This window comes from Streptomyces sp. NPDC050738 (assembly GCF_040654175.1).
Classification (GTDB): Bacteria; Actinomycetota; Actinomycetes; order Streptomycetales; family Streptomycetaceae; genus Streptomyces.
The window spans coordinates 1-22,545 of record NZ_JBFAHN010000015.1 but is presented as its reverse complement, the minus strand read 5'-3'; the positions used below and the strand labels follow the sequence as shown (position 1 = coordinate 22,545).

Genomic DNA, 22,545 nt, shown 5'->3' with positions numbered 1-22,545 from the left:
GCTCCTTGATCAATCGGTTGGTGGAAGGCGTAGGGGCGACGGTCAGGGCGCGGCGATGCGCGCCGCCGCCGCGTCCCATGAAGCCCGGCCGGGCTGCGGCTCGTACCGTACGAGTCGCTGGGTACGGGACAGCAGGGCGCGCATGTCGGACCGGTCGCCCACCAAGACTTGGGCGCGTGCCTGCACCAGGACGTTGCCGAGTGCCGAAGCCTCCGCGGGGCCTGCGACCACGGGGAGTCCGCAGGCGTCGGCGGTCAGTTGGCACAGCAGCTCGTTACGGGCGCCACCGCCCACGATGTGCACGGTGTCCACGGTCTGCCCGGACAACCGCTGGGCGTCCTCGATCGCCGTGCGGTGGGCGAGCGCGAGGGAGTCGAGGATGCAGCGGGTGGTCTCGGCGGGAGTCGTCGGCACCGGCTGTCCCGTGGCCCGGCACGCGTCGGCGATGCGCTGCGGCATGCCCCCGGGGGCGAGGAATGCGGGGTCCGATGCGTCCACCACCGAACGGAGCGCCGGGACCGCTGCCGCGTCCCGGAGCAGCGCGGACATGTTCGGATCGCCCCATTCGCGTACGCACTCCTGCAGCAACCACAGGCCCATGATGTTGCGCAGATAGCGGACCGTGCCGTCGATGCCCAGCTCGTTGGTGAAGTTCGCGGTTCTGCTGTCCTCGCCGAGCACCGGTGCGTCGAGTTCGAGTCCTGCGAGCGACCAGGTGCCCGTGCAGACGTAGGCGAACCGCTCGCCGTGTGCCGCGGGTACGGCGGCCACCGCCGATGCCGTGTCATGCGAGGCGACCGCGGTGACCGGGACGGGTCCGGTCAGTCCTGTCGCCTCCAGGGCGGCGGGCAGCAGGTGGCCGGCCGGGTCGCCGGGGTGGCGCAGCGGTGCGAAGAGGCCGAGGTCGATGCCCAGGGCGGCGGCCAGGGGGTGTGCCCAGTCGCGGGTGCGCGGATCGATGAGCTGGGTGGTGGAGGCGTTGGTGAGCTCGGTGCCCGCCTCTCCGGTCAGCCAGTACGTGAGGAGGTCCGGGATCAGCAACAACCTCTCCGCCGAAGCCAGTTGGGGCGTGTCCCGGGCCGCGGTGAGCTGGTAGAGCGTGTTGAACGGGGCGTACTGGATGCCCGTCGTCGCGTACAGCCGTTCGGCGGGGACGGACGCCCACACCTTCTCCGCCGCGCCTTCGGTGCGGCTGTCCCGGTAGTGGACGGGGTTGCCGAGAAGGGCCCCGGCGGCATCGAGCAGGCCGTAGTCCACGGCCCAGCTGTCCACGCCGACGGACGCCAGGCGGCCGCCGGCCGCGGCGCCTGCGGCCCGCAGGCCGTCGAGGACGCCCGTGTACAGCGCCAGGATGTCCCAGCGCAGGCCCTCGGGCAGGTGAACCGGGCGGTTGCGGAAGCGGTGGGCCTGGTGGAGTTCGAGGGTGTCGCGTCCGACGCGGCCGACCATGACGCGTCCGCTGGACGCGCCGAGGTCGACCGCGGCGAAGGTGGTGAGGTGCTCGCTCATCGCAGGAATGCCGCCGCGACGCCCGCGTCGACCGGGATGTGCAGGCCCGTGGTGTGGGTCAGGTCGCCGCCGGTGAGGGCGAAGACGGCGTTCGCGACATGCTCGGGGAGCACCTCGCGCTTGAGGAGGGTGCGCTGGGCGTAGTACTCGCCGAGCTTCTCCTCCTCGACGCCGTACACGGCTGCGCGCTTGGCTCCCCAGCCGCCCGCGAAGATCCCGGATCCGCGCACCACGCCGTCGGGGTTGATGCCGTTGACGCGGATTCCGTGCTCTCCCAACTCGGCTGCGAGCAGGCGCACTTGGTGGGCCTGGTCGGCTTTGGTCGCCGAGTAGGCGATGTTGTTGGGGCCGGCGAACACGGCGTTCTTGGAAGCGATGTAGACGATGTCGCCGCCCAGACCCTGCGCGGTCATGACACGGGCCGCCTCGCGCGAGACCAGGAAGGAGCCGCGGGCCATGATGTCGTGCTGGAGGTCCCAGTCCCTGGCGGTCGTCTCCAGCAGCGGCTTGGAGATGGAGATGCCCGCGTTGTTGACGACGAGGTCCACACCGCCGAAGGCGAGCACCGCGGCCTTGAAGGCGGCTTCGATCTGATCCTCGGAGGTCACGTCGACCGTGACGGCCACAGCGATGTCGCTGCCGCCCAGCTCCGCCGCGACCGCCTCGGCCTTCGCCGTGTCGAGGTCGGCGACCACCACGCAAGCCCCCTCGGCGGCGAGCCGGCGGGCGATCGCCTTGCCGATGCCGCTGCCCGCGCCCGTGACCAGAGCCACCCGGGTGGCGAGGGGCTTCGGCTTGGGCATCCGCTGCAGCTTGGCCTCCTCCAGGGCCCAGTACTCGATGCGGAACTTCTCGCTCTCCTCGATGGGTGCGTACGTGGAGACCGCCTCGGCGCCGCGCATCACGTTGATCGCGTTGACGTAGAACTCGCCCGCCACGCGCGCGGTCTGCTTGTCCTTGCCGAAGCTGAACATGCCGACTCCGGGCACCAGGACGATGGCCGGGTCCGCACCGCGCATCGCGGGGGAGGCGGCATCGGCGTGCCGCCCGTAGTAGGCGGCGTACTCCTCGCGGTATGCGGCGTGCAGCTCCTTGAGCCGCGCGATCGCCACCTCCAGGTCCGCGGTCGGCGGCAGGTCGAGGACGAGCGGGCGCACCTTCGTACGGAGGAAGTGGTCGGGGCAGGACGTGCCGAGGGCCGCGAGCCGCGGGTGCTCGGCACGCGACGTGAAGTCGAGAACCGCATCGGAGTCGTCGAAGTGCCCGGTCTGCGGCCTGTCCTGCGAGGCGATCGCCCGGATGTGCGGTGCCAGGGCGGCTGCCCGCTCGCGGCGCTCGGCCTCCGCGAGGGGCTCGTATCCCGGCAGTACGGGACCGAACGGCTCGGCCTTGCCCTGCGTGGCCAGGAAGGTCTCGGCGGTGTCGATGATGTGCAGCGAGTTGGCCTCGCACTCCTGCGAGGTCGCACCCCACGCGGTGATGCCGTGACCGCCGAGCACACACCCGATGGCCTGCGGGTTTGCGGCCTTCACAGCGGCGATGTCCAGGCCGAGCTGGAAGCCGGGCCGGCGCCAGGGCACCCAGACCACGGTGTCGCCGAAGCATTCGGCGGTCAGCTTCTCGCCGTCGGCGGCGCAGGCGAGCGCGATGCCCGAGTCGGGGTGGAGGTGGTCCACGTGTGCGGCGTCGACCAGTCCGTGCATCGCGGTGTCGATGGAGGGGGCCGCACCGCCCCTGCCGTGCAGGCAGTAGTCGAACGCGGCGACCATCTCGTCCTCGCGCTCCACCCCCGGGTACACGTCCTTGAGTGCGCGCAGCCGGTCCAGGCGCAGCGCGGCGAGCCCCTCGGGCTTGAGCGTCCCGAGGTCGCCCCCCGATCCCTTGACCCACATCAGCTCGACGTCGCCGCCCGTCGCGGGGTCGGTCGCGGTGCCCTGCGCGGAGGTGTTGCCGCCCGCGTAGTTGGTGTTGCGCGGGTCGGCGCCCAGGCGGTGCGAGCGCTCGATCAGTGCGGCCGCTTCGGGGTGAAGAGGGGAAGGCATGGGTGTCCTTGCTGGTGAGTGGGGTGAGCGGTGCGGGGTCGGCATGTGCTGAAGGGTCAGGCGCCCCAGCCCGCCTGTGTGCCGCCGACGCGCTCCTGGGCGTTCTTCGCCGCGAGGCCGGAGCGGTGGTAGGCGGCGACCGGGTCGGGGTCCAGGCCGAGCTCTTCACGTACCTCGGCGAGGAGCGGGCGGACGTCGGTGTTGTACGCGTCCATGAGGACCGCGTTGGCGGCGAGCACATCGCCGGAGCGCTGGGCGCCGGCGAGCGCCTCACGGTCGACGAGCAGCGCCTTCGCCGTGGCTTCCTGGACGTTCATCACCGAGCGGATGATCGCCGGGATCTTGGCCTCGATGTTGTGGCACTGGTCGAGCATGAACGCCACGTCCGGGGTGAAGCCGCCGCCGCGGATCACCTCGTACATGATCCGGAACAGCTGGAAGGGGTCGGCCGCGCCCGCCATGAGGTCGTCGTCGGCGTAGAAGCGCGAGTTGAAGTCGAAGGCGCCGAGCTTTCCCTCGCGCAGCAGGCTCGCGACGATGAACTCGATGTTGGTGCCGGGCGCGTGGTGGCCGGTGTCGACCACGACCTGCGCCTTGGGGCCCAGCTTGAGGCAGTGCGCGTAGGCGGTGCCCCAGTCCGGCACGTCGGTCGCGTAGAAGGCGGGCTCGAAGAACTTGTATTCGAGCAGCATCCGCTGGTCGTCGCCGAGGCGTGCGTATACGGCCCGCAGCGCTTCGGACAGGCGGTCCTGGCGCTCGCGGATGTCGTCCTGGCCGGGGTAGTTCGTGCCGTCGGCGAACCACAGCTTGAGGATCTTGGAGCCCGTCGCGTCCAGGATGTCGACGCATGCGAGGAGATGGTCCACGGCCTTGCGGCGCACCGCGGGGTCGGGGTGGCAGACGCTGCCCAGGGCGTAGGCGTCGTCCTGGAAGGTGTTGGAGTTGATCGCGCCCAGCCGCAGGCCCCGCTCCTCGGCGTACACCGCGAGGGACTTGTAGCCGCCCGGCCCCTCGACCCGGTCCCATGGAATGTGCAGCGAGACGGCCGGTGTCACGCCGGTGAACGCGTGCACGGTGGCCGCGTCGTCCACCTTTTCGAAGGGGGTACGGGGCACCCCTGCCTGCGCGAACACCTTGAAGCGCGTCCCCGAGTTCCCGTACGCCCAGGACGGCGTCTCGACGGCCTGGGTCTTGAGGGCGGCCTTCACTGCGGCGAGGTCGGACACGGTGGAGCTCCTACGCATCGGGCTGAACGATTTAGTGAAACGATTCAAGCCGGAACGTAGGGGCTCGCGCCGAGGCTGTCAACCCTTCTCGCCACGGCAGTTGACCGTAACTCTGTTGTGACCTCCCGTGGTCGGAATTTCGACCGGGACCCGTTGACGCGACACCGTTGTCATGAATAACGTCCCGGCAACCCAGTTGAAACCTTTCACGACGCAGTGAGGGCTACCCGCCGCGTCGCTGAGGAGTCCTCATGAACCACCGGTCCGACACGGATCCGGCCCCCGTCCTGGCGCTCAGGGACCTCTCGAAGTCCTTCGGCGCCGTACGCGCCCTTCGCGATGTCTCCCTGGAACTGTTTCCCGGCGAGGTGCACGCCCTGGCCGGCGAGAACGGTGCGGGCAAGTCGACCCTCATCAAGGCGCTCGCCGGCGTCCACCGCCCAGACGCCGGGCACCTGCTGCTCGACGGCGAGCCGACCGTCTTCCACGGTCCGGCCGACGCCCGGGACGCCGGCATCGCCGTGATCTACCAGGAGCCGACGCTCTTTCCCGATCTTTCGATCACCGAGAACATCTTCATGGGGCGCCAGCCACGGCGGTCCCTCGGCCGTATCGACCACAAGGCCGCACACACCGCGACCCTGGCCCTGATGCAGCGCCTCGGTGTCGAACTCGACCCCGACCGCCCGGCCCGCGGCCTGTCCATCGCCGACCAGCAGATCGTCGAGATCGCCAAGGCGCTCTCCTTCGACGCCCGCGTCCTGATCATGGACGAACCCACCGCGGCCCTGACGGGCAGTGAGGTGGCCCGCCTGTTCGGCGTCGTACGCGCCCTGCGCGACCAGGGCGCCGCGGTGCTGTTCATCTCGCACCGCCTCGAAGAGATCTTCAAGATCTGCACGCGGGTCACGACCCTGCGCGACGGCGCCCTGATCTCCAGCGAGCCCCTTCAGGGCATGACCGAGGACGACCTCGTACGCCGCATGGTCGGCCGCGACCTCGAAGAGCTGTATCCCAAGCAGGACGTACGGGCCGGCGAGATCGCGCTGAGCGTCCGGCGCCTCACCCGCGAAGGCGTCTTCACCGACGTCTCCTTCGACGTCCGTCAGGGCGAGATCGTCGGCCTCGCGGGCCTCGTCGGCGCCGGACGTACCGAAGTCGCCCGCGCGGTTTTCGGCATCGACCGGTGGGACGCCGGCGAAGTGGCCGTCGACGGGCGGACGCTCGCCAACGGCGCCCCGTCCACCGCGATGGCCGCCGGACTCGCCCTCGTACCCGAGGACCGGCGCGCCCAGGGCCTGGTGATGGGCATGTCCATCGAGCGCAACATCGGGCTCACCGGACTGCGTACGAGCGTGAAGGCCGGTCTCGTGGACCGGGGCGCCGAGCGCAGCCGCTCGCTGGACTGGGCGCTCAAGCTCCAGGTGAAGTACGCCCGGATCGCCGACGCCGTCTCCACGCTCTCCGGCGGCAACCAGCAGAAGGTCGTCCTCGCCAAGTGGCTGGCCACCGGGCCCAAGGTGCTGATCGTCGACGAGCCGACCCGCGGCATCGACGTCGGAACCAAGGCCGAAGTGCACCGGCTGCTGAGCGAGTTGGCCGCCGATGGGGTCGCCGTCCTGATGATCTCCTCCGACCTGCCCGAAATCCTCGGCATGGCCGACCGCGTGCTGGTGATGCACGAGGGCCGGCTCACCGCCGAGATACCACGCTCCGAAGCCACCGAGGAAGCCGTGATGGCCGCAGCCACCGGGAGGGCCGCCGCATGACGGTGACCGCACCCAACCCCGTACCCGCCGCCGAGGTGCCCAAGTCGAGCGGCACCCGGCTGGTCGACCGCGTGTTCAAGATGCGCGAACTCGCCATCCTGGCCGTCTTCCTGGTGATGATCGTCATCACCCAGATGGGCAACAGCGAGTTCCTCTCCGAGCAGGGGATCAAGGACCTGCTGCTGAACGCGACCATCCTGGTGCTGGTCGCCACAGGCCAGTCGCTGGTCGTGATCACCCGCAACGTCGACCTGTCCGTCGGCTCGACGATGGGCATCAGCGCCTTCGCGGCAGGCACCTACCTCCAGGGCGGCGGCAACCCCGTCGTGGCGATCGTCCTCGCCGTCCTGCTGGGCATCGGGTGCGGCCTGCTGAACGGCCTGCTCGTCAGCCTCGGCCAGGTGCCCGCGCTCGTCGTCACCCTCGGGATGCTCTACATCATCCGGGGCGTCGACTCGATCTGGGTCGGCCCACGGCAGATCACGGCGGCCGACCTCCCCGGCGGCTTCGTGGACTTCGGCTCCGGCGGCATCTCCGCGGTGCCCTACCTCGCACTGATCGCCCTGGCGGTGCTGGTGGCCACCGCGTACTACCTCAAGCAGTTCGGCAGCGGACGCGAGCTGTACGCGCTCGGCTCCAACCCCGAGGCCGCGGGGCTCGCGGGCATTCCCGTACGCAAGCGGATCCTCGCCGCGTACATCTTCTGCGGAGGTCTGGCCGGTCTCGCGGGTGCGCTCTACCTCGCCCGGTTCGGAAACGTCGACTCCGGCACCGGCACCGGATACGAACTCACCGTCGTGAGCGCCGTCGTGGTCGGCGGCGTCGTCTTCACCGGGGGCTCCGGGAGCGTCTACGGCGCCGCCCTGGGCGCCCTGCTGCTCACCTCCATCAACAGCGTGCTGCCCGCGCTCGGTGTCAGCTCCGTCTGGGTGCTCGCCATCAACGGCATCCTGCTCATCCTCGCCATCGCGGTCGACCGCATCGTCGCCCTGCGCGTGGCCGCCGCACTGAAGAAGAGGAACGCTCGCCATGGCTGACTCACCGCTCTCCCGCGCCGTCCGCTGGGACACTGTGGTCGGCGCCCTCCTGATCGTCCTGCTGCTGTTCTCGTTCGGCTTCGTGGACGGCTTCGGCAACGCCCTCAACCTGTCGTTCCTCATCGGCAACACCCTGCCGATCGCCCTGGTCGCCCTGCCGATGACCCTGCTCGTGGTGGCCGGCGAGATCGACCTGTCGGTGGCCTCCACGGCCGGGCTGTCGGGCTCCGTGATGGGCGCCCTGTGGAACCAGGGCATGTCGATCGAGACGATCATCCCGCTCTGCCTGCTGCTCGGCGTGGCCTGCGGACTGGTGAACGGGCTGCTTGTGACGCGTCTCGGGCTGCCGTCCCTCGCCGTCACCATCGGCACCCTCGCCGCCTACCGGGGCATCGCACAGATCGTGCTCGGCTCGAACGCGGTGACCGACTTCCCGGCCCCGTACCAGGACTTCGCGGCCGGCAGGATCGGGGACACCTTCCTCCCGCAGGCGTTCCTGCCGTTCCTGGTGCTGCTCGCGATCGCGGCGGTCGTGCTGCACGCCACCCCGTTCGGGCGCTCGCTCTTCGCCGTCGGCGCCAATGAGGAAGCCGCCCGGTTCGCCGGGATCCGGGTCAAGCGCCAGAAGCTGGTGCTGTTCGTCGTCACCGGTTTCATGGCCTCTCTCACCGGTATTTTCTGGGCGCTGCACTACTCCAGTGCCCGTTACGACAACGCCACCGGGCTCGAACTCTCCGTCGTGGCAGCCGTTCTCCTCGGCGGCATCGACTTCGACGGCGGCAAGGGGACCCTCGGCGGCGCGATCGCGGGAGTCTTCCTCCTCGGCGCGGCACAGGACGTGATGAGCCTGCTGGAAGTCTCCGCGCAGTCGCAGATCGTCGTCACCGGCGTCCTGCTCGTCGTCTCCGTGCTCGGCCCGCGGGTCGCTCGGCAGATCGCCGTCGCACGGGCGGGCCGGACGGCCCTGCCCACATTGACCTCGTAACCCCTCTTCTCCGCAAAGGACCCCGCCATGCGCAAGTCATCGATCCGCCGTGCCTGCACGGCCCTCGTCGCCGTCACCTCGCTCGCCCTGGCAGCCACCGCCTGCGGCGGCACCACCAAGAACGACGTCAAGGACGGGGGCGGATCGGCCGCCGCCGCCGGCAAGGCCGACCCGAACGCGGCCACCAAGAAGGGCCTCACCGTCGGCTTCCTGCCCAAGCAGGTCAACAACCCGTACTTCACCTCCGCGGACAAGGGCGGCGAGAAGGCACTCACGGAACTGGGCTCCAGCTACAAGGAGACGGGACCGAGCACCGCCACCGACACCAGCGGGCAGGTCAGTTACGTCAACACGCTCACCCAGCAGCAGGTCGACGCGATGGCCGTGTCCGCGCAGGACCCGGGTGCGCTGTGCACCGCGCTGAAGCAGGCGATGAAGAACAAGATCAAGGTCGTCACGTACGACTCGGACACCAAGGTCGAATGCCGCAACGCCTTCGTCTCGCAGGCCAGCTCCGAGGACCTGGGCCGTACGGAGGTGCAGCTGCTCGCCGAACAGATCGGCTACAAGGGCGAGATCGCGATCCTGTCCGCCGCTCAGACCGCGACGAACCAGAACGCCTGGATCGACTTCATGAAGGAAGAGCTGAAGGACCCCAAGTACAAGGACATCAAGCTGGTCAAGGTCGCGTATGGAAACGACGACGCCCAGCAGTCCTTCCAGCAGACTCAAGGCCTTCTCCAGGAGCACCCGAAGCTGGCCGGGATCATCTCCCCGACGACGGTCGGCATCAAGGCCGCCGCCCAGTACCTGTCGGGTTCGAAGTACAAGGGCAAGGTCAAGCTGACGGGTCTCGGCACCCCCAACGACATGCGCAAGTACGTCAAGAACGGCACGGTCGAGGCCTTCGAGCTGTGGGACCCGGCGAAGCTCGGCGAGCTGGCCGCACGCACGGCCGTCGCGCTGTCCTCGGGGCAGATCACCGGCAAGGAGGGCGAGACCTTCAAGGCCGGGTCCATGGGCAGCTTCACCATCGGCAAGGACGGCGTCATCAACCTCGGCAAGCCGACCGTGTTCAACACGAAGAACATCGACCAGTTCAACTTCTAGCAGCCCACCACCGCTCCACTGGAGGTTCTTGTCCGATGGCACAGCCGGTGGGTATCAAGGACGTCGCCCGCGCGGCCGGTGTGTCCGTCGGCACGGTCTCCAATGTCATCAACCGGCCGGAGGCGGTGGCCTCCAAGACCCGTGCCCGGGTGCTGGAGGCCATTGACCGGCTCGGTTACGTACGCAGTGAATCCGCGCGCCAGCTGCGGGCCGGGCACAGCCGGATCATGGGCCTGCTCGTCCTCGACATGGGCAACCCGTTCTTCGTGGACGTGGCGCGCGGCGCCGAGCGTGCCGCGCGGGAGGCCGGGCTCGGCGTCATGGTCTGCAACAGCGCGCAGAGCCCGGACGAGGAGGCGGAGTACCTGGCGCACTTCGCGGAACTGCGGGTGCGCGGCGTGCTGCTGACGCCCGCCGACGCGACGGGGCGCAACATCGCGGCGTTCCGCCGCCACGGCATCCCGTTCGTGCTGGTCGACCGGGTCGCCGAGGACACCACCGAGTGCTCGGTCTCGGTGGACGACGTGCTGGGCGGTGCGATGGCGCTGCGGCATCTCGTCGACGCGGGCCACCGCTCCATCGCGTACGTGAGCGGGCCGCCCGGCCTCAACCAGGTGAGGGACCGCCGCACGGGTGCCCTCACCGCGCTCACCGATGCGGGCCTGGGCCCCGATGCGCTGCTCGAACTGCCGACCGAGCGGCTCGACGTGGCGTCGGGACGCGATGCCGGGGCCCGGCTGCTCGGGCTCTCCAAGCGTCCGACCGCGGTGTTCTGCGCCAACGACCTGCTCGCGCTGGGTGTACTGCAGGCCATGTTCGCGGCGGGCGTCGACGTGCCGGGCGACCTCGCGATCGTCGGGTACGACGACATCGAGTTCGCGGCCGCCGCCGCTGTCCCGCTCACCTCGGTGCGGCAGCCGGCCGTGACGCTGGGGGCGCTGGCCGCCGAACTGCTCCTGGGGGAGACGGAGCCGGGGGAGGGGCAGCCCCATGTGCACCGCAGGGTCATTCTGAAACCGGAGCTGGTGGTCCGCAGGTCCAGTCTCGCGCCGCGCTGATGATGTTCAACTCGGCCTGCATTAAAGGTAGTTGGAACTTCAGGAAAGCCGTGCACACGCATTGACGCACGCCTCGTGCGACACCTACGTTCACCGCGATGAATCGATTCACCCTCTCTCATCAGGAGCCGTAGTGATCAGTAGAAGGAACATCCTGGCGGGCGCCGCGGTCACGGTGGGCGCCGTGACCGCAGGCACCGGACAGGCCCTCGCCGCATCCGGGTCCGCAGAAGCCGAGGCGCACGGCGGGGCGAGCGCCCTGCGCGTCACCACGCCGACGGTCGAGTACGTGCAGCAGCCGCTGGGGCTGGACGCGGCCCGCCCGCGCCTGAGCTGGCCGATGACCTCGGACGCCGCCGGACAGCTCCAGAGCGCCTATCAGCTGCGCGTCGCCACGACCGCCGCCGGCCTCTCGCGCCCCGATGTGTGGGACAGCGGCAAGGTCGCCTCCGCGGAATCCGTGCTCGTCGCGTACGCAGGCCCTCAACTCAAGTCCCGTACCCGCTACTTCTGGTCCGTCCGCGTGTGGGACACCGACGGCGGCGTCTCCGCGTGGAGCGCGCCGACCTGGTGGGAGACGGGCCTGATGGGCGAGGACCAGTGGACCGCCGAGTGGATCTCCGCCCCCGCGGTCCTCACGGACGCCCCGTCCCTGGAGGGCAGTTCGTGGATCTGGTTCCCCGAGGGCGACCCGGCGAGCAGCGTGCCGGCCGCCACCCGCTTCTTCCGCCGCGCCGTGGACCTCCCCGAAGGCATCACATCGGCCGTGCTGGCCATCAGCGCCGACAATGTCTACACCGTGTCCCTCAACGGTGCCGAGGTGGCGCGCACCGACCTGGCCACGGACAACGACAGCTGGCGGCGGCCCGCCGTCATCGACGTGACCGCGCAGCTGCACTCCGGCGCGAACATCATCGCCGTCTCGGCGACCAACGCCACCGTCGGAGCCGCGGGCCTGATCGGCGTCCTGACCGTCACCACGGCGTCCGGCGAGCAGAAGACCGTCACCGACGGCTCATGGAAGTCGACGGACACCGAACCGGCCGACGGCTGGCGCGAGCAGGCCTTCGACGACTCCGCCTGGCCCGCCGCGAAGGTGGCCGCAGCCTGGGGCGGCGGCCCGTGGGGCCGCCTCGTCGCAGCCTCGTTCGCCGCCAACCAGCTGCGCCGCGAGTTCCGGCTCCCCGGCAAGAAGGTGGCCAGGGCGCGCCTCTACGCGACAGCCCTCGGCCTCTACGAGACCCACATCAACGGCCGCCGTGTGGGCCGCGACCAACTTGCCCCCGGCTGGACCGACTACCGCAAGCGGGTGCAGTACCAGACCTACGACGTTACCGGCCTCCTCCGCTCGGGCACCAACGCGCTGGGCGCCTATGTGGCGCCCGGCTGGTACGCGGGCAACGTGGGGATGTTCGGCCCGCACCAGTACGGCGAACGCCCCTCGTTCCTTGCCCAGTTGGAGATCGAGTACACGGACGGGACGAGCGAGCGCATCACCTCGGCCAAGGACTGGCGTGCCGCCTCAGGGCCGATCGTCTCCGCGGACCTGATGTCGGGCGAGACCTATGACGCGCGCAAGGAGACGGCCGGGTGGACCTCGCCGGGCTTCGACGACCGTGCCTGGCTTCCGGTCCGCGCTTCTGACAACGATGTCCCCGCCGAGATCGTCGCGCAGATCGACGGCCCCGTGCGGATCGCGAAGGAACTGCCCGTACAGAAGATCACCCAGCCGAAGCCGGGCGTCTTCGTCCTCGACCTGGGCCAGAACATGGTCGGCTCGGTGCGACTGCGCGTCTCGGGCAAGGCGGGGGACGCCGTGCGCCTGCGGCACGCGGAGGTCCTCAACCCCGACGGCACGATCTACACCACCAACCTGCGCACGGCCGCGGCGACCGACACGTACACGCTCAAGGGCGGGGGCGAGGAGACCTACGAGCCGCGCTTCACCTCGCACGGATTCCGCTACGTCGAACTCACCGGATTCCCCGGCACACCCACCGCCCGCGCGGTCACGGGCCGGGTCATGCACACCTCCGCACCGTTCACCTTCGAGTTCGAGACCAACGTCCCGATGCTCAACAAGCTCCACAGCAACATCACGTGGGGCCAGCGCGGCAACTTCGTCTCCGTCCCCACGGACACACCCGCCCGCGACGAACGGCTCGGCTGGACCGGCGACATCAACGTCTTCGCACCCACCGCCTCCTACACCATGGAGTCGGCGCGCTTCCTCACCAAGTGGCTGTTCGACCTGCGCGACGGCCAGACCGCGGACGGCGCGTTCACCGACGTGGCCCCCTTCGTCGGGACGGTCGGCAACGGCGTCGCGGGCTGGGGCGATGCGGGCGTCACGGTCCCGTGGGCACTCTACGAGGCGTACGGCGACAAGAAGGTCGTCGCCGACGCCTGGCCCTCCGTCCAGGCCTGGCTGCGCTATCTGGAGAAGAACAGCGACGGGCTGCTGCGCCCGGCCGGCGGGTACGGCGACTGGCTGAACGTCTCGGACGAGACGCCCAAGGACGTCATCGCGACGGCGTACTTCGCCCACAGCGCCGACCTCGCGGCACAGATGGCCGGGGCCCTGGGCGAGGACCCCGCCCCGTACACCGGCCTCTTCGACCGGGTGCGCCAGGCCTTTCAAACCGCATACGTCACAGCCGACGGAAAGGTGAAGGGCGACACACAGAGCGCGTACGTCCTCGCCCTGTCCATGAACCTGGTCCCCGACGCCCTGCGCAAGGCGTCGGCCGACCGTCTCGTCGCCCTCATCGAGGCCAAGGACTGGCACCTGTCGACCGGCTTCCTCGGCACCCCGCGCCTGCTGCCCGTCCTCACCGACACAGGCCACACCGATGTCGCCTACCGGCTGCTGCACCAGCGCACCTTCCCGAGCTGGGGCTACCAGATCGACCGGGGCGCGACCACGATGTGGGAGCGCTGGGACTCCATCAAGCCCGACGGCACGTTCCAGGACGCGGGCATGAACTCCTTCAACCACTACGCCTACGGCTCGGTGGGCGAGTGGATGTACACCAACATCGCGGGGATCGCCGCAGGCCGCGCGGGCTACCGGCGGATCGTCGTCCGCCCCCGCCCCGGCGGCCAGGTCACGTCCGCGAGCGCCAGGTTCGCCTCGCTGTACGGCCCCGTGACCACCCAGTGGGAGCAGCGGTCCGGCGGTTTCGTACTGGAGTGCACCGTGCCGCCCAACACCACCGCCGAGGTGTGGGTGCCCACGGCCCGCCCGGACCGGGTGAAGGGCGGCCAGGCGACGTTCGTACGCGCCGAGGACGGCTGTGCCGTGTACGAAGTCGGCTCGGGAAGCCACCGCTTCACCGCGTGAGAGAGACCGGTGGGCCGCCGTTTCCCCTTCCGGGAAGTGGCGGCCCACCGGCGGCCGCTCAACTGGGGAACATTCCCGCGGTCGCGTTGACCCAGGTCCCCGTGATCGCGACGCCCGCGTCCGACGCCAGGAAGGCGGCCAGCGCGGCGATATCGGCGATCTGCGGAGAGCGCTTGGTCATGCGCAGGCTGTCGAGGTGCTGGCGAATGCCCTGCACGGCGGCTTCGTCCATGGCGGGAGCGCCCGCGCCGGACAGCTTCTCCGGCGTCAGGCTGTCGGTGACCCCGGCCGTCCAGATCCCGCAGACCCGCACACCGGCCGGGCCGAGCTCCTGGGCGAACTGGCGGATCAGCGAATCGGTCGCACCGTCCGCGGAGGCCGTGCCGCCCATCATCGGACTGCCGTTGCCCGACCCGCTGTCCAGGGCGATGATCGCGCCCGAGCCCTGCGCGGTCATCCGGCGGGCAGCGGCCCGTGCGGTGATGAACTGGCAGGTGATGCCCTGCACGACCGGCCGGGTGAAGTCCTCGACCGACAGGTCGGTGAGCGGGATGCCGTGCAGGTCCCCGCGCGGCACGAGGTTGAAGGAGATGTCGATCCGCCCTGCCCGCTCGACGACCGAGGCGGCATGCGCCTCGACGGCCGCCTCGTCGAGGGCGTCCAGCACGTCGTACTCGGCGCCGACAGCGGAAGCGACCTTCTTCAGCGTGGCCTCCGTACGGCCGGTGAGAAAGACCCGGGCTCCCGCGTCTGCGTACGCCTTCGCCACCCCCGCGCCCAGTGCGCCCGCTCCGCCGTAGATGACCGCGACCTTGTCCTGAAGCATGTCCGTTGTCCTCCTGCTGGGGGGTGCCGTGTGCACCCGACACCCATAAGACGAAGCATCGGCGGAAACTCATCGGCGGCGGCCGCCGTCACATGGTCATGGGCAGTCCGAACGCGGCGAACAGGTGCGGCTCGAAGGTGGTGATCTGTGCGATCTGCCCGCCTTCGACGCGCAGCACATCGATCAGCTGCGCCCGGAAGACACTGGTGCCCGGCCTGCGCAGATAACCCGCCACGGCCGGCTGCCCGTTGGCGCGCACCGGCAGATGCCGCCAGTGCCCGGCGAACATCGGCGACGCGGGATCCAGGTTGGGCCGTACGAACGCGAAGAGCGCGTCACGGCTGGTGAACCAGAACGGATTCGGCGGCATGGTGAGCACCGCGTCCTCGCGCACCAGCTTCACCATGGCGTCGATGTCGGCGTCGGCGGCCGCCTCCATGTAGCGGCGCAGCAGCGTCATATCGTCGGCGCTCGCCCGGCTCGCCGCCCAGTCCTCACGCCGCCCCGGGAGCGCCTCGCGAAGGGCCGATCTGCCGCGCTGTACGGCGCTGTTGGCCGAGGCGAGCGAGGATTCCAGCAGGTCGGCGGTCTCCTGGGCCGACCATCCTGCGACGTCCCGCAGGATGACCGCGGCCCGCTGTCGCGGCGGAAGCTGCTGGATCGCGGTCAGGAAGACGAGTTCCAGGGTCTCGCTCGCCACGGCCTGCTCGTCCGGCGCGTGCCGGGTCGCCGGGCGCTCGGGCAGTTGGTCGTCGGGAAAGGGCTGGAGCCACGGCAGCCGGGGCGGCGGCGGCCCGTCGCCGGAATCCATGCCGGGGACGGGTTCGTAGACGGTCGGCCTGCGGTTGTGCTTGCGCAGGAAGTCCAGGCACACATGCGTGGCGGTCTTGTAGAGCCAGGCCCGGGGATTTCCCACGTCATCGAGCGTGCCGCGAGCCCGCCAGGCGCGCAAAAAAGTCTCCTGGGTGAGGTCTTCGGCCTCGTCGTACGACCCGAGCAGCCGGTAGCAGTGGACCCGCAGCTCATCCGTGTGCGCCTCGACGAGCGCGGCGAGAACACCGTCGTCGGGATTCGTCACGGGCGGGGGCGTGACGTTTTCCATCGGGTCGGCTGCGCCCTCCGCCTCCCCGGCCTCGTCCTGACGCGCCTGCCGGGCGAGGCGCCGCAACTGGGCGAACCGGGGTGCCAAGGCCTCCACTCCGGCATGGAACGCGAGCGCGGAGGTGGGTCGCAACTGCCGTACGCGGTCCCCGATATCGGTGATCAGGTCGCTCGCGGGAACCTCGGAAGGGTGTCGCCGCTCGCGGTAGGCGCGCTGCCGGCATGCCTGCGAACAGTACGACGCGGCCCGCCCGGGTCCCGCGCTCCTGTCGAGGGGACGGCCGCAGGCCCGACACTTCGCTGTCATGCCGGACACGCTAGGCGGCCGCGGGACCCCTTTTTGCGCGAACTGCTGGATCCCTTCCCTTGTTGACACGTGTCATCTAGGCTCCGTCGTCGCCAGCTGGAGACATGTCATGGACACCGAACCGAGTAGAGGAGACCGAGTCCGTTGAGAACATCTGTCGCCCGAAGAACCACGGCCCTTGCCGGCGCCGCGACCGCTCTTCTGCTGGCCGCCACCGCTCTCGCGCAGGCGCAGTCCGCCGACTCCGAAGCAACGCACCACCCCCGTACCGCTTCAGCGGCCACCACGCCGCTCGCCGGCTTCCGCGTCCTGCTCAGCAACGACGACTCGATGCAGATGGCGCGACCCAACGGCTCCGACGGCAAGGGCCTGTACGAGGTGCGGCACGCGCTCTGCGCGGCAGGGGCGGACGTGGTCGTCTTCGCACCCTGGGCCAACCAGAGCGGCGCGGGCACCGGCTCCACCACCAGCGGCCAGCTGACCGTGGAGCGGCGGACGGCGCTGCCCCTGGACTACGCGCAGGACTGCTCCACAGCGCCCGCCCAAGGCGCTGTGTACGGGGTGTGCAAGGGCGGATCGCCCTGCGGTCCTGCCTCCCTGAGCGCCACGCCCGCCGACGCCGTACGTCTCGCCCTCGGCGGTGGCCTGGCCGCGAAGGCGGGGTGGCAGGACGGCCCGGGCCTGGTCGTGTCCGGCACCAACTACGGCCAGAACGTCGCCTCGGTGGTCAACGAATCGGGCACGGTCGGAGCCGCGCTCGCCGCGATCGGCGAGGGCGTGCCGGCGGTCGCGCTGAGCAGTTCCTACGATCCGACCGTGACGACCTCCCTGGAGGTCGCGGACCGCACCTACCGGGAGACCGCGGCGTACGCCGCCGACTTCATCGGGCAGCTCAAACGGCGCGACCTGCTGAAGCCGGACTTCGTCGTGAACGTCAACTACCCCTATCTGCCCGTGGGACAGCGCCCCCGTGGCACCGCGTGGACGTCCGTAGGGACGCAGCAGCTCGTCAAGGGCGCCTACACGGGCAGCGGCAACACCTTCACCATCGGCGCCGGGTTCTGCGCACCGGGGGTGGAAGGCTGCCGCCCCGAGACCAAGCGCGACGCCGACTTCGCCATGCTCCAGCGCGGCTACGTGACGGTGACCCCGCTGGGGTCCGACCGCACGTACACGGGAGTGAAGGACCTGAGGCTCGCCGCGTACGTGAAGAGCCACGGCTGACGCGCGCAAGGGCGGGGGCGGGGGCGGTGGCGGTGGAGCGGAGAGCGGCCACCCGCCTCCGCCCCCACCCACCACCTGCGACTACCCGGCGCGCACGGCCGTGAGCGTGTGGGTTCCCGGCCCGAGGTCCGTCACCAGGACGTGATCGCCGTCGAGGCGGACACCGGCCCTGCCCCGGCCGCCGTCCCACAGCGTGTGCCGGCCGTCGCGTACGACCACCCGCCGACCGCCGGTCGGCAGCGCGGCCGACCCCTTCGTGCCGCGGGGCACCCGGACGGTCACGGTGAACGTCCCCTTCTCGTTCGTCCACTCAACTCCCAACGGGCCGTGCGGCGTGGGCAGTTGGCCCTGCGCCCAGGTGACGGACGCGGGGTTGGGGCGGACCTCCCACGTGGCGTAGCCGGGTGAGGTCGGCCGGGCGCCCAGGAGCTGGTGGGTCAGCGCGGGCAGGACGCCGGTCGACCAGCCGTGCGCCATGCTCGTGTAGGCGTCCTCGTACAGCGAACCGTTCGGGCCGATGCCCTCCCAGTTCGTGATGCCGGGGTCATGGCTGTCCATCCACCCGTACGTGCGCCGGATCTGGTCCAGCGCCGACTCCGCCCGGCCGCTGTCGAAGCGGGCCACGATCTCCGGGTACGAGGTGAAGGCGTAGACCCGCTGGGAGGCGCCGCCGAAGATCGTGTCGTTGTCCATGAAGGCGTTGCCGTAACGGAGTTGCGTCGTGCGGTCGCGGTGATCCAGTGCGGAGGCGGCCCGCTCGCTGCCCGCGATGCCCGCGGTGATGGCGATGGAGTTGCCGTCCTGCGCGTGGCGCACAGGACCCGTCGCCGAGTCCAGGTAGGCGCCGGCCGCCTCGTCCCAGAGATAGGTGTTCACCGCCTTGGCAACGTTGTCAGCCCGCGTCGACCAGCGCGCGGCATCCGCCGTCCTCCCCAGCCAGGTGGCCAGCGAGGCGGCGTCGTGGAGCGCCTGGACGTAGTTGGCGTTGTAGTACGTGATGCGGCCCGTGCGGTTGAGGAACGCGTAGTCGCCGTACCCGCCCGTGCCGTTGAGTCCCTTGCTGAGCAGGCCCGCCTCGTCGGTCACGCTGGGGTACCAGGTGTCGAGGACCTTGAGGAGCTGTGGGTAGTAGCCGCTCGCGTAGGCGCGGTCGCCGGTGTACAGGACGTAGTCCCAGCTGCAGGTCACCCACCAGAGCGGATAGTCGAAGAGGGGCAGCGTGTAGTTGTTGATGGACGCCGGGGGGATCCAGCCGTCCGCGCGCTGGTGATCCGCGAGATCGGCCAGGACGTTGCGGGCGGCCGCCGCGGTGTCGTCGTGGGTGAGGTAGAGGGTGCGGGCCGAGACCGCCAGGTCGCCGACGTACGGGTCGCGGTCGCGCTTGGCCCCGTCCTGGAGCACGAGCTTGCCCTCCAGGGAGGCGCTCCAGGCGTTGCGCGGGTCTACGTCGTCACGGCGGAAGGTGTCGGTCACCAGCTCGTTGGTGTACGCGGCCCCGTACCAGTAGCGGTTCAAGTCGTCGTCGGAGCAGAGGAACCAGCCCCGGAAGGTGTCCGGCGTACCGAGATAGGCGGTGAACTCGAGCGACACCGAGTCGATGGAGACCGTGCCCCAGGGGAGGGCCGCGGGCGCGTCGGCGCCGAGCGCGTCGAGCGTGATCTTCAGATATCGGAACCCGTGCAGGCCGTCCGCGAACACCTTGTCCCCGGCCTGGAAGCCCTTGACGTCCTTCCAGTCAGCGCCCGCCGCCGGCACCGCGAACTGGTCGGTGCCTCCGCCGGTGCCGCCCGCCTGGTCGGCGCGCGTGAAGTCGGAGCGCTCGGTGAGGAATTGGCGTGTCTCGGAGAAGGCGAGGCGCACCCCTGGGCTGTTGTCCGACGCCGAGGCGAATTTCACGCGCGGATAGCCGACGACGACCTTGCCGAAGTCGATGGTCACACTCGGCGCCTCCACGGGCTCCACCGCCTCGGGCCACACCTCGTTGACGCGGGTGAACGCGCCCTTAGGGGTGTCCTGGTCCGCGGTGACGGTGATCCGCACCTTGTCGGTGGTGCGCGGGGCGTCGAAGGCGATGGCGCGCTGGACGGCGCTGTTCGCGGAGACCGAGGCGGTCTGCTTCCAGCTCCCGTCCTGCCAGGTCTCCACGGTGAAGTCCTGCGGTACGCCGTCGCTGTTGGAGATCAGCGTCAGCCCTGAGAGCGCGCGGGCCGCGGGCAGAGTGATGGTGAGGGTGTCGGGAAAGGCGGCCGATGTGTCGTCGTTCCAGAAGGTGTCCGGGTCGCCGTCGATGGCGTTGGCGGCCACGTACGTACGCGGCTTGCCGTCGTTGCCCTGGTTGCCTGCGTGCTCGGACGAGGCCTCGGCGGTGGTGCCCTCGGGCCACTTGGGCGCCTGAGGCGGCTGCGGCCGGCTGAGGACGGTGACGTCGCCGCCCGGCTTCAACAGGGCGTCGGGGCGGGTCACTTGACCGGTCGTGCCCAGGGTCCTCACGGGCCGGACCAGCTTGTCGGCAGGCGCCTGTACGTAGCGGTGCCAGGCGTCCTTCCCCTGGGCCGCGGACGGGTGCGGTGTGGTGCCGGGCGCGGCAGCGGCGGGGCCCGCAGCGAACAGCGAGAGCCCGGACGCCGACAGTGCGGCCGTACCCAGCCCCGCGGCCATCACGGCACGCCGGTTCGGCCCGGATTCCGGACCCTTCCCCTTGTTTCCGCTCGACGGCATAGCGTGCTCTCCCCTTCGTCGAAAGCTGCTGAAACAGTGTAGTGAAACGTTTCAGCCGTGTGAACGGACGCGACGCTACACGAGCGGTGGGATGCCGTACAGAGATCGCGCAACGCGCATCGGACGCGTACAGCCGGACGTCGGTGCCGTCGGTGACGGCCTCCTTGGCCCGATCGGAGTACCCGCATCCCGCTCAGGGAGCGGTGTGCGGGAGGGCACGGGCACGCTGGAACCAGCTCACGGCCCGATACGACCCGCCGTGGCACCCGTTCCAGGAGGGAGGACTCCGTGGGCAGCACGCAGCCGCCGCACACCCCGCAGCCGGTGCTGGCCGGGACGAGCCGGGCCGCGGTGTTTCTGGTGTTCACCGTCGACCACGGCGGCGAGGACGGGGCGCGCGACCTCCTCGCGGATCTGTCGGGGCTGGTGCGCGCGGTCGGATTCCGGGTTCCTGACGACCGGCTGTCGTGCGTGGCGGGGATCGGCTCGCTCGCCTGGGATCGCCTGTTCGAGGGTCCCCGGCCCGCCGGGCTCCACCCCTTCGAACCGCTGCGGGGCGCCCGCCACAGCGCCCCCTCCACCCCCGGCGACCTGCTCTTCCATATCCGCGCCCGGCACACCGACCTCTGCTTCGAACTGGCGGCGCAGATCACCCGCCGGCTGACGGGCCACGCCCGCGTCGTCGACGAGACGCAAGGGTTCAGCTACTTCGACCAGCGCGACATCCTCGGCTTCGTCGACGGCACGGAGAATCCCGAGGGCGCCCGGGCGGGGCGTGCCGCGTTCGTCGGGGAGGAGGACGCCGCGTTCGCCGGGGGCAGCTACGCGATCGTCCAGAAGTACCTGCACGACCTGCCCCAGTGGGACACGCTCCCCACGGGCGAGCAGGAGCGTGTGGTCGGCCGTACGAAAGCCGACGACATCGAGCTGGCGGAAGACGCCCAGCCCTCCGACTCGCATGTCGCGCTGAACCAGGTCGAGGACGCCGACGGCGAAGAGCAGCCGATCGTGCGCGCCAACATGCCCTTCGGGTCACTGGCACGCGCCGAGTACGGCACGTACTTCATCGGCTACTGCCGCACCCCCGCGGTGACCGAGGAGATGCTCCGCAACATGTTCCTGGGCACCGCGGACGCCACCCACGACCGGATCCTGGACTTCTCCACGGCCGTCACCGGATCGCTGTTCTACGTCCCCACGACGGAATTCCTCGACGATCCGCCCGCACCCTCCCGAGCGGCTCCGGCCCAGGCCCCTGCCGCCGTGCTCCAGTCCGACGCCGTCGCCCCCCGCTTCGAGGGCACCTCCCTGAACATCGGACGCCTCGAGCTCCCCGCCACCGCGCACGCCACTTCACCGAAGGCCCTCTGATACCCATGGACAATCTGCACCGCGACCTGGCCCCGATCAGCACGAGCGCGTGGAAGGAGATCGAGGAGGAGGTCCGCCGCACCTTCGTCCTGCACCTCGCGGGCCGTCGCGTCGTCGACGTCGACGACCCGGGCGGCCCGGCCCTCGCGGCCATCGGCTCGGGCCACCTCAAGCCGATCGCCGCGCCGACGCCGAGCGTCGAGGCCCGCGCACATCAGTCGCACCCCACCATCGAACTGCGCGTGCCCTTCACGCTGGACCGCGAAGCGGTCGACAACGTGGAGTACGGAGCGCAGGACAGCGACTGGCATCCCGCCCAGGAGGCCGCCAGGACCATGGCCCTCACCGAGGACCGGATCATCTTCGAGGGCTGGCCCGAAGCCGGTATCGACGGGATCAGGAGCGCATCGACCAACACCGCCCTGCCGCTGGCCGCCGACGTGGCCGAGTACCCGGACAGTGTGAGCCGCGCCATGACGGCGCTGCGGCTGGCGGGTGTGGACGGTCCGTACGCGCTGCTCCTGGGTGCCGATGCGTACACAGCGGTCAACGAGACCTCGGACCACGGCTATCCCGTACGCGAACACCTGGCCCGTGTGCTGTCGGGGCCCATCGTGTGGGCCCCGGCCATCAACGGCGGAGCGGTCGTCTCCACCCGGGGCGGCGACTTCGAACTCCACCTGGGGCAGGACCTCTCGATCGGCTATCTCACCCACGACGCCACGACCATCCAGCTCTATCTGGTGCAGAGCCTCACCTTCAGCCTCCACACCCCGGAGGCCGGGATCGCCCTCACCGTCTGACGACGCCGGGCGCGTCGGCTGCGGGAACGACCGAGCGGGGTCGCCGTCCTTCCGCCGGCCCTCGGTGTGCGCGGGCTGCGCTCGCTCCTCGAACACCCCGATGTGTTGCGCACCCA

Annotated in this window: 15 protein-coding genes; 9 read left to right on the top strand and 6 right to left on the bottom strand. The window is 70.4% G+C overall.

Going from position 1 to position 22,545, the window contains the following annotated elements; all coding sequences use genetic code 11:
- Positions 1-42: 42 nt before the first annotated feature.
- Genes AB0H78_RS30160 through rhaI form a run of 3 tightly spaced genes read right to left on the bottom strand, consistent with a single transcriptional unit; the run spans position 43 to position 4,777 of the window.
- Entirely contained in the window at positions 43-1,509 is a 1,467-nt protein-coding gene (locus tag AB0H78_RS30160) for a rhamnulokinase family protein (RefSeq protein ID WP_363237825.1), read from the bottom strand.
- A complete protein-coding gene (locus AB0H78_RS30155) occupies positions 1,506-3,551 on the bottom strand; it encodes a bifunctional aldolase/short-chain dehydrogenase (protein WP_363237824.1) in 2,046 nt (681 codons plus the stop codon). The genes AB0H78_RS30160 and AB0H78_RS30155 overlap by 4 nt, the downstream gene beginning before the upstream one ends.
- Before the next feature lie 56 nt (positions 3,552-3,607).
- On the bottom strand, positions 3,608-4,777 hold the full coding sequence (gene rhaI, locus AB0H78_RS30150; protein WP_363237823.1) for an L-rhamnose isomerase: 1,170 nt from the start codon (positions 4,775-4,777) through the stop codon (positions 3,608-3,610).
- A gap of 251 nt (positions 4,778-5,028) precedes the next feature.
- Between rhaI and AB0H78_RS30145 the strand changes: the two genes are divergently transcribed.
- From AB0H78_RS30145 to AB0H78_RS30120, 6 genes are all read left to right on the top strand, one after another.
- Positions 5,029-6,546: a sugar ABC transporter ATP-binding protein gene (locus AB0H78_RS30145; RefSeq protein WP_363237822.1), complete on the top strand. Its 1,518-nt coding sequence runs from the start codon at positions 5,029-5,031 to the stop codon at positions 6,544-6,546.
- On the top strand, positions 6,543-7,583 hold the full coding sequence (locus AB0H78_RS30140; RefSeq protein ID WP_363237821.1) for an ABC transporter permease: 1,041 nt from the start codon (positions 6,543-6,545) through the stop codon (positions 7,581-7,583). Before AB0H78_RS30145 ends, AB0H78_RS30140 begins: the two co-directional genes overlap by 4 nt.
- A complete protein-coding gene (locus AB0H78_RS30135) occupies positions 7,576-8,568 on the top strand; it encodes an ABC transporter permease (RefSeq protein ID WP_363237820.1) in 993 nt (330 codons plus the stop codon). Before AB0H78_RS30140 ends, AB0H78_RS30135 begins: the two co-directional genes overlap by 8 nt.
- A 27-nt stretch (positions 8,569-8,595) precedes the next feature.
- The gene (gene rhaS / locus AB0H78_RS30130; protein WP_363237819.1) at positions 8,596-9,678 is read left to right on the top strand and encodes a rhamnose ABC transporter substrate-binding protein; all 1,083 of its coding nucleotides are present in this window, start codon (positions 8,596-8,598) and stop codon (positions 9,676-9,678) included.
- A gap of 35 nt (positions 9,679-9,713) precedes the next feature.
- Complete coding sequence (locus AB0H78_RS30125) at positions 9,714-10,736, top strand: LacI family DNA-binding transcriptional regulator (protein ID WP_363237818.1); 1,023 nt, start codon at positions 9,714-9,716, stop codon at positions 10,734-10,736.
- Positions 10,737-10,869: 133 nt separating this feature from the next.
- Entirely contained in the window at positions 10,870-14,079 is a 3,210-nt protein-coding gene (locus AB0H78_RS30120; RefSeq protein ID WP_363237817.1) for an alpha-L-rhamnosidase, read from the top strand.
- 58 nt (positions 14,080-14,137) lie between these two features.
- On the opposite strand, the gene AB0H78_RS30115 is transcribed toward AB0H78_RS30120, so the two are convergent.
- Together AB0H78_RS30115 and AB0H78_RS30110 are read right to left on the bottom strand one after the other, a co-directional pair.
- Positions 14,138-14,905, bottom strand: coding sequence for an SDR family oxidoreductase (locus tag AB0H78_RS30115; RefSeq protein WP_363237816.1), 768 nt, complete (start codon positions 14,903-14,905; stop codon positions 14,138-14,140).
- An 88-nt stretch (positions 14,906-14,993) separates the two neighbouring features.
- The gene (locus AB0H78_RS30110; protein ID WP_363237815.1) at positions 14,994-16,313 is read right to left on the bottom strand and encodes an RNA polymerase subunit sigma-70; all 1,320 of its coding nucleotides are present in this window, start codon (positions 16,311-16,313) and stop codon (positions 14,994-14,996) included.
- A gap of 144 nt (positions 16,314-16,457) precedes the next feature.
- Between AB0H78_RS30110 and AB0H78_RS30105 the strand changes: the two genes are divergently transcribed.
- Entirely contained in the window at positions 16,458-17,537 is a 1,080-nt protein-coding gene (locus AB0H78_RS30105) for a 5'/3'-nucleotidase SurE (RefSeq protein WP_363237814.1), read from the top strand.
- Positions 17,538-17,618: 81 nt separating this feature from the next.
- Here AB0H78_RS30105 and AB0H78_RS30100 read toward each other — a convergent pair whose 3' ends face one another.
- Positions 17,619-20,255 carry an alpha-L-rhamnosidase C-terminal domain-containing protein gene (locus tag AB0H78_RS30100; RefSeq protein WP_363237813.1) on the bottom strand — a complete coding sequence of 879 codons (2,637 nt, stop codon included), beginning with the start codon at positions 20,253-20,255 and terminating at the stop codon, positions 17,619-17,621.
- 288 nt (positions 20,256-20,543) lie between these two features.
- Here AB0H78_RS30100 and AB0H78_RS30095 point away from each other — a divergent pair, with 288 nt between their 5' ends.
- Positions 20,544-21,626: a Dyp-type peroxidase gene (locus AB0H78_RS30095; RefSeq protein WP_363237812.1), complete on the top strand. Its 1,083-nt coding sequence runs from the start codon at positions 20,544-20,546 to the stop codon at positions 21,624-21,626.
- A gap of 5 nt (positions 21,627-21,631) precedes the next feature.
- On the top strand, positions 21,632-22,429 hold the full coding sequence (locus AB0H78_RS30090) for a family 1 encapsulin nanocompartment shell protein (protein WP_363237811.1): 798 nt from the start codon (positions 21,632-21,634) through the stop codon (positions 22,427-22,429).
- Positions 22,430-22,545: the final 116 nt, after the last annotated feature.